The organism is Haloimpatiens myeolchijeotgali, from assembly GCF_042688525.2.
Taxonomy (GTDB): Bacteria; Bacillota; Clostridia; order Clostridiales; family Clostridiaceae; genus Haloimpatiens.
The window spans coordinates 2,823,782-2,837,408 of the sequence record NZ_JBHWAB010000001.1 but is presented as its reverse complement, the minus strand read 5'-3'; the positions used below and the strand labels follow the sequence as shown (position 1 = coordinate 2,837,408).

The 13,627-nt window shown below is 25.5% G+C and carries 9 protein-coding genes and 1 riboswitch; all 9 genes read left to right on the top strand.

Annotated elements, in window-relative coordinates; translation table 11 throughout:
• Positions 1-121 precede the first annotated feature (121 nt).
• The 9 genes from ACFIJ5_RS12705 to ACFIJ5_RS12665 all read left to right on the top strand — a co-directional run bounded on the left by ACFIJ5_RS12705 (position 122) and on the right by ACFIJ5_RS12665 (position 13,624).
• The gene (locus tag ACFIJ5_RS12705; RefSeq protein ID WP_379807580.1) at positions 122-1,321 is read left to right on the top strand and encodes an MFS transporter; all 1,200 of its coding nucleotides are present in this window, start codon (positions 122-124) and stop codon (positions 1,319-1,321) included.
• A 556-nt stretch (positions 1,322-1,877) separates the two neighbouring features.
• Positions 1,878-2,057: riboswitch (cobalamin riboswitch) on the top strand.
• Positions 2,058-2,239: 182 nt separating this feature from the next.
• Positions 2,240-3,391 carry a DUF4430 domain-containing protein gene (locus tag ACFIJ5_RS12700; RefSeq protein ID WP_379807578.1) on the top strand — a complete coding sequence of 384 codons (1,152 nt, stop codon included), beginning with the start codon at positions 2,240-2,242 and terminating at the stop codon, positions 3,389-3,391.
• 26 nt (positions 3,392-3,417) lie between these two features.
• On the top strand, positions 3,418-5,463 hold the full coding sequence (locus tag ACFIJ5_RS12695; RefSeq protein ID WP_379807576.1) for a hypothetical protein: 2,046 nt from the start codon (positions 3,418-3,420) through the stop codon (positions 5,461-5,463).
• Positions 5,464-5,476: 13 nt separating this feature from the next.
• Positions 5,477-6,187: a hypothetical protein gene (locus ACFIJ5_RS12690; RefSeq protein ID WP_379807574.1), complete on the top strand. Its 711-nt coding sequence runs from the start codon at positions 5,477-5,479 to the stop codon at positions 6,185-6,187.
• Positions 6,184-7,755 (top strand): hypothetical protein, encoded by a 1,572-nt coding sequence (locus ACFIJ5_RS12685; RefSeq protein ID WP_379807572.1) that lies wholly within the window; start codon positions 6,184-6,186, stop codon positions 7,753-7,755. Before ACFIJ5_RS12690 ends, ACFIJ5_RS12685 begins: the two co-directional genes overlap by 4 nt.
• Positions 7,742-8,716 carry an AAA family ATPase gene (locus ACFIJ5_RS12680; RefSeq protein ID WP_459253861.1) on the top strand — a complete coding sequence of 325 codons (975 nt, stop codon included), beginning with the start codon at positions 7,742-7,744 and terminating at the stop codon, positions 8,714-8,716. Before ACFIJ5_RS12685 ends, ACFIJ5_RS12680 begins: the two co-directional genes overlap by 14 nt.
• Position 8,717: 1 nt before the next feature.
• On the top strand, positions 8,718-9,557 hold the full coding sequence (locus ACFIJ5_RS12675) for a DUF58 domain-containing protein (protein ID WP_379807568.1): 840 nt from the start codon (positions 8,718-8,720) through the stop codon (positions 9,555-9,557).
• 1 nt (position 9,558) lies between these two features.
• Positions 9,559-11,103, top strand: a complete 1,545-nt coding sequence (locus ACFIJ5_RS12670) for a vWA domain-containing protein (protein WP_379807566.1) — start codon at positions 9,559-9,561, stop codon at positions 11,101-11,103.
• The gene (locus ACFIJ5_RS12665; protein ID WP_379807564.1) at positions 11,093-13,624 is read left to right on the top strand and encodes a VWA domain-containing protein; all 2,532 of its coding nucleotides are present in this window, start codon (positions 11,093-11,095) and stop codon (positions 13,622-13,624) included. The genes ACFIJ5_RS12670 and ACFIJ5_RS12665 overlap by 11 nt, the downstream gene beginning before the upstream one ends.
• Positions 13,625-13,627 lie beyond the last annotated feature (3 nt).

Genomic DNA, 13,627 nt, shown 5'->3' with positions numbered 1-13,627 from the left:
TATAAGAATACATTAAGCCTAGGTAAAGATTACTTAGGCTTTTTTGCATGCATTTTTGACGCATTTTGGCTTGGGAGGGACTTATATTCTATTACAATACAAACCAAAATGGAGGAAAAAAATGAACTATAAAAATGAATTAAAAAATAACGTTGTAAAAAATTATATATTTTTATTTATAAATAATTTAGAGTTAAAACAGGGAATATGGATGATATATTTAGCATCAAAGGGTATTACTTTGATGCAGCTTGGAATACTTGAAGGTATATTTCATATAACATCATTCTTAATGGAAGTACCAACAGGTGCTATAGCAGATATGTATGGAAGAAAAACAAGTAGAATAATAGGAAGATTATTTTTATTAATTAGTGTAATTATCTTTATATTTGCAAACAACTTTTATATGTTTGGGCTTAGTTTTATAATACAGGCTATTTCATATAATTTAGAGTCTGGAGCAGGAGAAGCTTTGATATATGATTCTTTAAAAGAAATAAATGAGGAAAATAAATATATTAAAATCAATGGAAATCAAGAGATGATTGTACAAATAGCGTCAATTATAAATTTTGCACTTGGAGGTTATTTGGCAAGCAAAAGTTATATACTTACATTTGTCTTAGGTGCAGTTTTTGCAGTATGTGCATTAATACAAGCATTTACGTTTTGTGAACCAAAGATAAAAAAAGAAAATAAAAATGTAAAAAATCCTTTAAAAGTAATGAAAGTGCAATTTCTTGAGGGTATGAAAGTCATTAAAAATGATAAAAAAGTATTATTTTTAATATTATTTTCAGAAATTACTGCAGTATTTTCAGTAAATTTGTTTTATTATCTTCAAAATTATTGGAAAGCTTATAATTATACAGAATTTAAAATTGGTATAATATTTTCTGTGTCATCTTTAGTAGCAGCAGTAATAGCATATTATACTCATAAAATAGAAAAAATATTAAAAGAAAAAGGAATCTTACTGATAATGCCAATAATAAGTATGTTATGTATATGGGGAATTGTTGTAACTAATTGGTCATTTGTATTTTTTATTTTAAATGAAGTAGTGGGTACAATTCTTTTTGTTGTATTAGGAGACTATATAAATAAATTAATTCCTAGTGAAACAAGAGCCACTGTATTATCGCTTCAGAGTATGGTTTTTAGTTTTTTCATGATAATTGTTTTTCCAATTGTAGGGAGAATAGGGGATATGTTTTCATTAAATAATGCATTTAAAATGTTAGCAATTAGTGCAACAATATTAGTAGTTATAAATTGTTATTTTATTTTAAAAGTATATAAAAAAGAATATGTTTAATTATTAACTCAACTTTCGAAGGTGAAAAACAGCCGCTACGGGAAATGATATCTTGCTTAGAAACCTTTCACTTCAAAGATAATTAATAGTTAATAATGAATAATTAATAATTAAGGAAATTTTTCCTTAGGGAAAAATAAAATATAATTTAAGATTTTTGCTAAAGCAAAAATCAACCTTCATTATTCATTTTTCATTGTTCATTCTTAATTGTTATTAAATGTTTCTTACGCAAGATATCATTTCCCTTCGCTAAGCAGTATTTTTTTACTTCCAAAGTTGGATTATTAAATAATAGAAGTTATAAGGAAGAGTTCATTATTTTGCCTAAGATAAAGGTAAAATAATGAACTCTACTTGTTTTTATGTTTTAAAATAAGTGTAAATTGATGTAAAAAAATATAATTTTAAAAACTTTTAATAAAATATGTAAATATCTATTGAAAAAAAAGTGAAAAGGTTATAATATGTAAATGAAGTAATTAATTCATACTTTTATATAATATATAGAAAAAATTCAAATATAAAACAGAATATTGATAAAGGCTATTAAGTTTATAATAAACAGTTGTGTATGTTTATTGTGATGAAAAGGGAATGGGGTAAAAATCCCCAACGGTCCGGCCACTGTAATTGGTGAGCAAGCTTCCATTAGTCCATTGAGAGCAATCTTGAGAAGGCGGAAGTAAAGCGATGAACCATAAGTCAGGAGACCTGCTTAATAGTTGTTGGTACAACTTCCGAGGAAAGTGAAAGTATCACAATTAATCATAAATAAGTACATTCAATTTATATAAGTATTCATTGAATGATTATGTTTATTGTAAAAAAACCTTAGCTTTCTTGGAAAGTTAAGGTTTTCATTTTTTATAGAAGATAATTAATAAGGTCTAATTTACATTAAGAGAGGTGAATTACATGAAGCGTAAAAGAATTTTAGCTATAGTGTTTTTAATACTAATATTTACTTTTACAGGATGTGGTCAAAAACAGACTAGAGTAATAACTAATGATAAAAAAGTATGTGCAGAAAATAGTTCAAGTGATTCAAGTAAAAATAAAAAAGATAAATCAAACAAAAAAGATATGAGTATTTATAAAGGGTATAAAGGTCCTGTTCAAGGAGAAATAAAATACAAAGAAGGAAGGCCAGCAACTCAAAATTCTAAAGTTCGTAAAGCTAGTGGTGATATAGGAAGTCCATATCATGTTGATTTAATTGTTACTAAAGATTTTGGACATACAAAAATGTATGCTAAAAATGTTGGATTAGTAAAAGATGAAGTTGGTATGGAAGTACTTTTTAGAAATTTAGATATACAAACTGCATATGGTGGTGGATTTGTAAATACAATAAATGGACTTGAATCTAAATATACTTTTTACAGCGGTTCTGAAAGAAAAAAAGAGGATTGGTTTTATTGGGTAAACGGAATATTGGCACCTGTAGGAGTAGCAGAATACAGACCAGCTCCAGGTGATGTTGTATGGTGGGATTATCATGAATGGAATACTACAATGTTCATTCCGGCAATAATAGGTTCTTATCCTGAACCTTTTAAACATGGATTTGGCGGAAAAAATCCAGGTACAGCAATAATGTATACTAAAGGTTTTAAACAAAGTGCAGAAAAGCTTAAAGAAAGTTTAATAAAAAAAGGAGTAAAGAAAATAGATGTAGTTGCATATGAACCATCTTCTATAGAAAAACCAGATAAATATCATATTTTGATTGGAAAATGGAATCAGCTATCTAAAGATAGTAAACGACTTAAAAACATGAACTGGAGAAATAAACTTGAAGGAGTATATATACAATTCAAAGATGGAAAATTAAATGCTTTAGATAATACAGGAAAAGTAGTAAAAAGTTTTGATGATGCGGGTACAATATATGCAACTTCAGCAGGAATGGGAAGTACAGTACCAGTTTGGCTTGTTACAGGAAACAGTGATAAGAGTATAGAAAAAGCTCTAAACGTTTTAATAAACAAACCAAATTCAATAAAGAATTATTTTGAGGCAGTAGTGACAGAAGATGAAATTATTCAAGTACCATTTACAAAGTAATTCTAGTACTTAGAGGATGTGATTAAATGTCTTTAAAGCATAAAAAAATATATTTTAGCTTAATTATTATGTTATTTACAGTATGTATATGCAAAAACGTATATGCAAAAGGTATAAATCTTCAAGTTAATACAGGATTTGATGGTAAAAGCAAATTAGAAAATGTTAATCCAGTGGAAGTTATAGTACAAGCCACTGAAGAAGATATAAATGGCACAATAAGAGTAATTATAGGTAAGGATAAATATGAGCACAAAGTGATAGTAACAAAGGGTACAGAAAAAAAATTTAAGTTTTCTATTCCTATAAAAGAAGTAAACAAAAGTTTAAAAGTTCAATTAATACAAGAAAAAAAAGTATTAACTGAAAAGCAAGTTCAAATAAAGCTTTATGATAAGAAAACAGTTTTTGTTGGTATATTAAGTGAAAATGCTCAAGCATACAATTATATAGCAAATATAAAGTTAGATAACTTACTTCAAGGTAGAAAAGTTGAAATAATTAATTTAAATAACGAGGATTATACATTAGAAAGTATGCAAAGCTTAAATTTCATAATAGTAGATAATTTTAATTCTGAAAGTTTAAGTAAAAATCAAGAACAATTTATAAGTACATGGGTTAATTTAGGAGGAATTTTGCTCATAGGAGCAGATAAGTATAAATACAAAAACTATACGGGAATGTTTAAATCAATAAAAGATAAAAAATATATAGGCAAAGGAGTTGTTACTCCTTTAAACTTTGATTTAAGTGAAAAACAGAATTTAAATAAATTAGAACAGTGTATAGAAAAAAGTTTTACACAAGAATCTTTAAATAAATTATTGAATGGAATTAGTGTTAAAAAACAAGCAGTAAATGCAGAAAAGTTAAAAACTTCTGCTCACGAAATGTTAAATATAAACTTAAATAAGGCTTATTTATTAATTTCAGTAATTATTTTATATTTAGCTGTACTTGTAGTTCTTATTATTTTAAAACGAACAAAAATTTATATGTGGTTAATTACTGTAGTAAGTTTTTGTATTATATTTTTTATTATTTCAACTATAGGAGGAATAAATAAACCTAGATTAGCAGAAGCATCAATAGATGATTATACAAATAATTTTTATAAAACGTCACTTATAAATGTATACCCTTATAAAAGAAATATAGATATTAATTTAAAAGATACTATATTTATGAGTGAACAAGGAACTGGAAAACATTATTTAGATCCAATAAAAAATAATATAGTATATGTTCCAGATAATAATGTTAATTATTTGTACAATGTACAAGCTTCTCAATGTGAAAATATGACGAATAGCATGACTGTAGAGAGTGGTCATATAAAAGGAATTATAAAAAATAAACTTCCATATAAACTAAAAAATTCTGTATTAATAGTGGGAGATACAGTACTTAAAATAGGCGATTTAGATGTTTCAGAAGAAGCAAAACTAGACTATAAATTAGATCATAATCTTAAAAATTTGGGAGATTACGAGTATATTAGTTCAATAAATAGATGTAGTTCTATGAATAACGTACAAAAAAACATTTTTGAATATTATTATTTAAGTGAAAATTCACATTATAACTGCAAATTAATAGGCTTTTGTAAGAGTAATGAAAAGATAAATGTAAATGATCATGATCAAAAGGTAAAGCAAATATCTTTAGAAGTTTTACCTGTAAAACTAAATAATAAAAAAGGTATAAATCAGTTACCATCAGATTTTATAAAACCTATAGTACAAGTAGATGAAAGTAAATATAGTGAAGCTAAAAGAGAATACACTTTTGATGAAAATGAAGAAATTGAAGTTCATTACATAATTCCTAAAGAAATAAAGCCTGAAGAAATAAAGATAAATACAAAATCAGATGGAGATAATTTTGTTATTGAAGAATATGATTATTCCAATAAAAAGTGGAATAAGTTAAATGATATGAAAATTAATGATATGAAAATTAATGATATAAATTCTTGTATTAAAAACGGAATATTAACATTGAAATTAAAAGCAAATGGAAGAGTTATAATTCCTCAAATATGTGTAAAAGGTTCTTTAATAAATTAAGGTGGTGTCCTACATGAATAATATAAATAAAAAAAATAGTTTACTAATACTAATATATTTGATTATAACTACTTCCATTTTAATGTGTTATTTATTTATGGTTGATTTTAATGTTGGTACATATGATTTTGATACATATAAAAAAACATATATGTATTTTATGGGATTTCAGTTCTTAATATTTACTATAATTATGAGCTGCTTTTATATAGATGAAAGTATTGATAAAAAAAGCTTTATAGTAACTTTTATTGAGGTATGTACAGCAGCTATTTCTAGTGTGCCTTTAATTTTATTAATATTTGCAGTTGGAAATATTAATTATATGAATTTTTTTGTACCTATATTACTGCAGATAGTTTGGGGACTAGTGATTGTAACTTTTAGAAAGATGTTAAAAAGTATAAAGATAGAATATACTTGGAGAAAATTTTTAGTTTCTATTTTTATTTTTACTGTAATAGTTGTAACTCTTGTTTTTGCATTCATGTATTATAAATACGGCAAATTAGTTGTTACAACAGTATACGATAAGGATTTACCAATAATCTTTTTTATAAATCCACTTATAACTATGATAGGTTACATATATATGGAAATATCAAATTATACTCAAATGGGTGTAATTCCAGTTATAGTGTGTATGGCATTTTACTTAGTGCTTATTTTAATAAATTCATTACTAACCTATAAATTTAAGTTTTTAGGAGGTAAAAAATATTGAAATGGCAGTCAGTAGAAAAAATTTTAAAAAAATTATCCAACAAATTGTGGTTTGAGAGAATAATTCAAAATTTAATAAATTCAGTGTTAATATTTAGTTTTATTACTTTGATTATGGTGCTAATTTCACACTTCACACCTATTGTTTATTTATATAAAAAGATGTTGTATTTACTAGGTTTTATAGTGATGATTTTTGCGGTTAAATCTGTTTTTGAAAAACCAACAATAAAAAAGGCAGCTGTGGTAGGAGATAAAACAGGTTTAGATGAGAGACTTATAACTTATGTTGAATATATGGATGATGACAGTGATATGGCACTTGTGTTTAAAGAGGAAGTAGAAAATGAAATACAAGATTATGATATTTTAAAGAAATATAGATACAATTTTAAGTTTAAATACATTATTATTTCAGCAATGATTTTAGTAATAGCTTTTGGAAGTTCTTTTATACCTACAGAGTCAAGAAAAAGTAGTATGGAAATGGAAAAGGTTAATAAGGAATTAAGAAAAGAAGCTAGAAAAATCAATAGTAGGGGCAAGACTTTAGCTAATAAATGTAAAGATGAAAAACAGAAAGAGCAATTATTAAGTATACTCGATGATTTAAATAAAAATTTAAAAAAAACTTATGATTATAAAAAAGCGGCAGCTGAGATATCGCAATCCGAAGAAAAACTTGATGATTTAAAATATTCCCAAAATAGAGAAATGCTAAGACAATTATCAGGAATGTTTAAAGGAACTAGTTTAGAAAATAGTAAATTTGCAAAAGCATTAGAAAATGGCAATTTTTCAAATGCAGAAAATATGTCAGATAATATAAAATTTTCACAAAAGGATAAGGATAAAGTAATTAAAAATGCAAAGGAAATAGCTGATTCTGGAAAATTTAATGACAACAAGTTTAGCAAAGAAATTAAAGACAAGCTAGATAATAAGGAATTAAATAGTAAAAATATTGTTGATGCAGTAAAAAAAGCTAGTAATAAATCTGATATAACTATTCCAAATAAGGAAAAAATGAAACTTGACAAGGCTAAAGAAAAGTTTTTAGCAAAATCTAATGGTAAGGATATAAAAGATACTATAGGAAATTCAAAATCAAATAGTTTTGCATTAGGTGATAGAAAATCATATAAAAATGCTGAAAAATCAAACATAAATAAAGGTGAAAATAGGTCAGGGGGAGATGGATCACAGGCTAAGGAAGATAACAATGCAGTAGGTGGAAGCAGTAATAGAGTTTTGAAAAGTAGAGTTAGTGAAAAAGCTAATGAAGGAACAATAGGAAAATATAAAAAGTCTGTTGATACTCTAAGAAAAAACAATGATATTTCAAATGTAAAAGGTAAAACTTGCAAAGATGGTGGTATTTATAAAAAAGATGTACAAGAAGTAATAGCTAAAAATGGAAGATATAAACCTATGGAAAATAAATGGCTTGAATACAAAAAAGAAGGTATGAATTACGTATGGAAATATGAAGTTCCAATAGATAAACAAGATTTAGTAGTTAAATATTTTAAGGCATTGAATGGAGGTGTTAAAGGTGGAAATCACTGATGTAAAAGATTTTAATGATGTTTATTTGAAAATAGAGGATGAAATAAAAAAATCTATAATTGGACAAGATCAAGTGGTACGAAATGTATTAATAGGTATTATAGCAGGTGGCAATGTATTATTAGAAGGAGCTCCAGGTCTTGGCAAAACACAGTTAGTAAAAACCATAGGAAAAGTATTGGATTTGGATTTTTCAAGAATACAATTTACTCCAGATTTAATGCCAGTAGATATAATTGGTACAGAAGTAATAAATAAAACAAGTGAAGGTATAAGCTTTGGATTTGAAAAAGGTCCTATATTTAGTTCTATCGTTCTTGCAGATGAGATAAATAGAGCTACACCTAAAACTCAAAGTGCACTGCTTGAGGCAATGCAAGAAAAAACAGTAACAGTAGGAAATAAAACTTATAAATTGCCACAACCCTTTTTTGTACTGGCAACACAAAACCCATTAGAAATGGAAGGAACTTATCCTCTTCCTGAAGCACAGCTTGATAGATTTATGCTAAAGCTTAATGTAGAATTTCCAAAACAAGAATATATACTTTCAATAATTGATTTAACTACTACACATAATGATTATTCTAAGAATATTAGAAAAATAATAGATGGTAATACAATATTGAAAATGAGAGAAGAAAGTGAAAAAGTTTTAATAGCTAAAGATGTAAAACAATTAGCAATAAATATTGTAATGGCGTCCCAACGTGAAAATACAGATATTGAAATTGTGAAGAAATATGTTAAATGTGGATCAAGTTTAAGAGGTATACAATCTATTATTTTTACATCTAAAGTAAAAGCTTTAATAGAAGGAAGATATAATGTGGCATTTAAAGACATACAAGAAATGGCAATTCCTTGTTTAAGACATAGAATATTTTTAAATTTTAGTGCTATTTCGGATAACGTAAGTGTTGACGATGTAATTAAAGAAATCATTAAAAAGGTGAAATAATATGGAAGAATTTTTAAAGCAACTTGAATGTGCTGTATTAAAAACAAGAAAAAGAATAATTGGTGGTTTTAGTGGAAATTACAAGTCAAAATTACTTGGAAATTCTTATGATTTTTATGGTGCAAGAATATATGAGCAGGGTGATGATATAAGAAAGATTGATTGGAAAGCTTATGCTCGTACAGAAAAAATATATATAAAACAATTTACTGAACAAAAACAGTTAAATGTAAACATACTTTTAGATTGTTCTTCTTCAATGGGTTTTGGTACACCTAATAAATGGGAAAGTGCTAAAATGTATGCTTTAGGTTTAAGTTATATAACGTTAAAAGAATCAAATAAATTAAATTTATATTGCTTTAATAACAAAGTTGAAGAAAAGTTCAAAGGATTTATGGGAAGAAAAATGTTTCATGAAGTAGTAAAAATTATTGAAAACATTAAAAATGAAGGAAATACTGATTTCAAAAATATAAATTCTAATATAAAATCCCTAGGAGGAATTACATTTATAATATCAGATTTATTAAGTAATGATATAGAAAATTTATTGAATATAACATCACAAATTGGAAGTCAAGTTGTAGTTATACATATTATGTCTAGACAAGAGATAGATCCAGATTATTATGATGAATTAAAACTTATTGATAAAGAAACAGGTAAGGAAAAAAGAATAAATTTTGATAAAAGAGCAAAACAAATTTATAAATCTAAGGTAAATAATTATATAGATAATTGCAAAAAACAGTGTGAAAAAAGAGATATAAAATATGTTTTTGCATCTAGTAATACTTCTCATGTTGAAATTATTTTAAAAGCAATAGAGGTGGGATAGCATGACTTTACTAAAACCTCTCAATTTAATAGCGTTGTTAAGTTTAGCATTCATAGTAATTTTACATCTGAAAAAACATCAAGTAAAAGACGTAAAAGTTTCTAATTTGATATTGTGGGAAGAAGTTATACAAGAGGTAAGTGACGTAAAAAGAACTAGGATAAACAAATATTTGCTTTTGATAATTCAACTTTTAATAGCAGCTTTGATTGTTTTCATATTTTCAAAACCAGTATGGTGGGGTAAAAGTAAGGACAATCAATATACAGTTGCATTAGATTGTTCAATGTCAATGAAAGCAATAGAAAATGGCAAAAGTCACTTTGATATGGCAAAAGAAAAATCGATTAAATATGTTAAAAATCTTCCAAGTGATGCAAAAATAAATATAGTAGTTATGAATGAAGGTACAAAAATATTAAAACAAGGAATTAATAAAAAAGAGTTCATTAAGGACATTAAAGATTTAAAAACTTCATATGAACCTTTAAATTTGGAAAAGGCATATAAAATATTAAAGTTATGCGGTGGAAAAATTGTAACTTTTACGGATAAAGAAAAGTTATTAGGAGATAAGGTAGTAAAAGTAGGAAAGGATATAGATGATTTAGCTATTGTTTATGGAAATGGTGAACATGAAAACAATGAAGCATATTGTATAGTGAGAAATTATAGTAAAGATGAAAAAGACTGTAATGTTGTTTTAAAGGATAAAAATAATAAAACAATAAATATTAAAAAATCACATATAAGCAATAATGCAGAACGAAAAATTGTTTTTACTAAAATACCACAAAGTATGAAACAAATTAATTTTTGCATACAAGATGATGACATGATTTTAGAAAATAATAAGTATGTAATTTATTGTGATGGACAATTTAAAAAGAAAGTTCTTTTAATAGGTAATAACTATTTTGTAGAAGAGTTAATGAATTCTATTCCTTATGTAAAATTGGATAAAAAAGATGAATATGATGAATATGATGAAAAAAGCAATAAGTATGATTTATACATTGTACAGGATAAAAAAAATATTAATTTTTCACAAAATGATAATGTATGGTATTTAAATCCTCCAGACAAGGTTTTGAATAAAAATGAAAAGATTGAAGGAAAGATAGATTTTGAGCAAAATAATTTTTCTCAAGGTATAAAAAATGAAGAAATATATGGACAAGTTAATAGTCTATTAAAGAAAATGAAAAATTATAAAAGTGTATTGAGTATAAATAAAAATCCTATAATGATGTGTGGTTATGAAAATAAAGCAAAAAGAATATTTTCAACAATAGATTGGAACAAAACTAGTCTTACTGTAACACCTAATTTCCCAATATTAGTTGATAATATTTTAAAATGGACTTTCGGAGATTTGAAAGTTGATTATAGAGATTATGATTATGTTATAAATAGTGATTTTAATAAGAATACTTCTAAAACTATAAAATTAATTAACTCAAAAGTGGAGCTTCAAAATATAGTTATTATAGTAATTCTTATATTACTGCTTATAGAATGGCAGGTGTTTAAGCATGAATATTAAGATAGATTTTGATATAAGAGCAATAATAATTTTTAGCCTATTAATTATTTACTTTATAGTAGAAGTTTTAAGAAACAAAAATAGATATTCTAAAAAAAGGTTAAGACTTTGGATTATAGTAAGGATAATTTTTATAATATGTTTGTTTTTAGTTTTTACACATTCTGTTGGTAAATTAAAATGTAGAGATACTTCAACAATTTTTTTGGTAGATGAATCTTTAAGTATGAACAAATATAAAAATCAAATTGAAGATTATATAAATAATGAAATTGTAAACAAATCAAAAAAGGATAAGGTAGCAGTTGTTGGATTTGCAAAGGAACCTATGATAGAGTTACCTTTTACTAATGAAAAAAAAGAAGTAAATTTAAATGCGAAAATTAATAGTAATTTTACTAATATTGAAAGAGCAGTTGAGTTTTCAAAGGATTATTTCCCAGACAATAATAATAAAAGAGTAGTACTCATAACGGATTTTAACGAAAATGTAGGAAATATAAAAAAAATGGGAGATGAAATTAAGAAAGATAATATAAATTTATTAATTCATAAAGTTAAAAATCATGTAGAAAATGATATTCAACTTACTAATATAGTAGTGCCTAAAGTAATACGAAAAAATGAAAATATACCTGTGAAAATTCAGTTAGATAGTACTGGAGATTATAAAGGAGATTTATATCTAAAAGTAAATGAAAAAAATATATTAAAGAAAAATGTAACAGTAAAAAAAGGAAACAACATTTTTCAGTATAATTTGCCAGTAAACAGTAGTGGTAATTTGACTATTAAAGCAGAAATAAATTTCAAGAATGATTTAAATAAACTCAATAATATAAAAACTGTTTTTAGAAATATAAAAGATAATTCAACAGTTTTAGTAATAGGTAATGTAGAAGATACAAAAAATATAAATACATTACTAGATAGTATAGGAGTAAATAGAAAGAATTATATTTCAAATGAGGTGCCCAATAATATAGATTTTTTATCAAATTTTGATGAAATAATACTTGTAAATACAGCTTATGAAGAATTGCCAAATAAGTTTGATGAGAATTTAGAAAAAGCAGTTCAAGAGTTTGGCAGCGGACTTTTAGTTATAGGAGGAAATAAGAGTTTTGCATTAGGTGGATATGAAAAAACTAAACTTGAAAAAATACTTCCAGTACAATGCAAAATGAAGGATAACAGAAAAAAAGCAAATACAGGATTAGTACTTCTTATAGATTGTTCAGGAAGTATGGATGACAAAACTGGTGGAATAAAAAAAATAGAGTTGGCAAAACAAGCAGCCATGCAGTCAGTGAATGTACTTGAAGATGAGGATTACTTAGGAGTACTTGCTTTTTCAGATACTTTGGAATGGATAGTACCTTTTGATAGAGTGAAGGATAAATCAAAATTAATTAAAGATATTGGAAAACTAAAGTCAAAAGGAGGTACATTAATTATTCCAGGAATATCAGAGAGCATAAATACATTAGAAAAAGCTAATGTAAAGGTTAAACATATGATTTTATTAACAGATGGACAAGCAGAGAAGGATGGATATAACAAGTTAGTAGAGAAAATGAAAAAGTTAAATATTACTATGTCTACAGTGGCTGTTGGAAATGATGCTGATAAAGAAGTATTAAAATATTTAGCAAATAGTTCAGGAGGAAGAAAATATATTACGAAAGATTTTACAAATGTGCCAAAGATTCTTACTAAAGAAACGTACCTTTCCACTAAAAAATATTTAAATGATGTAGAGTTTATACCAGTAAAATGTTATAATGATAATTTTTTCAAATATGATGCATTACCAAAGCTTAATGGTTATACAGGTACAGGTATAAAAAATGGTGGTAAATTAGTTCTTAAGAGTAATAAAGGAGATCCAATATGTGCCTATTGGAGATATGGACTTGGTAATGTTATGACTTGGACTTCAGATTTGAGCGGAAAGTGGAGTAGTCAATGGATAAATTGGAATGGATTTAAAAAATGTTGGTCTTCAATAATAGATTATTTACTTAAGTCTAAAGAAGGAAAAAATGTTGATTTACAAATTGAAAGAAAAGGTGCTAATGTAAAACTTCTTATTAAAAATGAAAAGTTGAGTAATGATTGTAATGCAGAAGTTGTCATTAATGATCCTAAGGGTAATGAAAGTAAACTTCCGTTAAAACCTATTTTAAATCATGGATTTGAAGGTGATTTTGATTTAGACAAGATAGGAAATTATATGATTTCTATTCATATGAAAGATAAAAATAAAATTATAAATACAATTAATAAAAAAATATGTATGGATTATTCTCCAGAGTATTGTATAAATACTGAAGATAATGATGATGACATAAGTAATATCATATTTAAATGTGATGGAAAATTAATTGATAATAAACAAAATATTTTTGATGAGTTAATAATAAATAAAAATTATTCATACATAAATTTAGAATTTATACTTATTCCTTTAGCACTTTTACTATTTTTAGTAGACGTAGCTATAAGAATGAAAAAGTAATTA

What these genes read in the sequence shown, in the direction of transcription:
- ACFIJ5_RS12705 (WP_379807580.1), top strand. Translation starts at nt 122, where the DNA reads ATGAACTATAAAAATGAATTAAAAAATAACGTTGTAAAAAATTATATA.
- ACFIJ5_RS12700 (WP_379807578.1), top strand. Translation starts at nt 2,240, where the DNA reads ATGAAGCGTAAAAGAATTTTAGCTATAGTGTTTTTAATACTAATATTT.
- ACFIJ5_RS12695 (WP_379807576.1), top strand. Translation starts at nt 3,418, where the DNA reads ATGTCTTTAAAGCATAAAAAAATATATTTTAGCTTAATTATTATGTTA.
- ACFIJ5_RS12690 (WP_379807574.1), top strand. Translation starts at nt 5,477, where the DNA reads ATGAATAATATAAATAAAAAAAATAGTTTACTAATACTAATATATTTG.
- ACFIJ5_RS12675 (WP_379807568.1), top strand. Translation starts at nt 8,718, where the DNA reads ATGGAAGAATTTTTAAAGCAACTTGAATGTGCTGTATTAAAAACAAGA.
- ACFIJ5_RS12670 (WP_379807566.1), top strand. Translation starts at nt 9,559, where the DNA reads ATGACTTTACTAAAACCTCTCAATTTAATAGCGTTGTTAAGTTTAGCA.
- ACFIJ5_RS12665 (WP_379807564.1), top strand. Translation starts at nt 11,093, where the DNA reads ATGAATATTAAGATAGATTTTGATATAAGAGCAATAATAATTTTTAGC.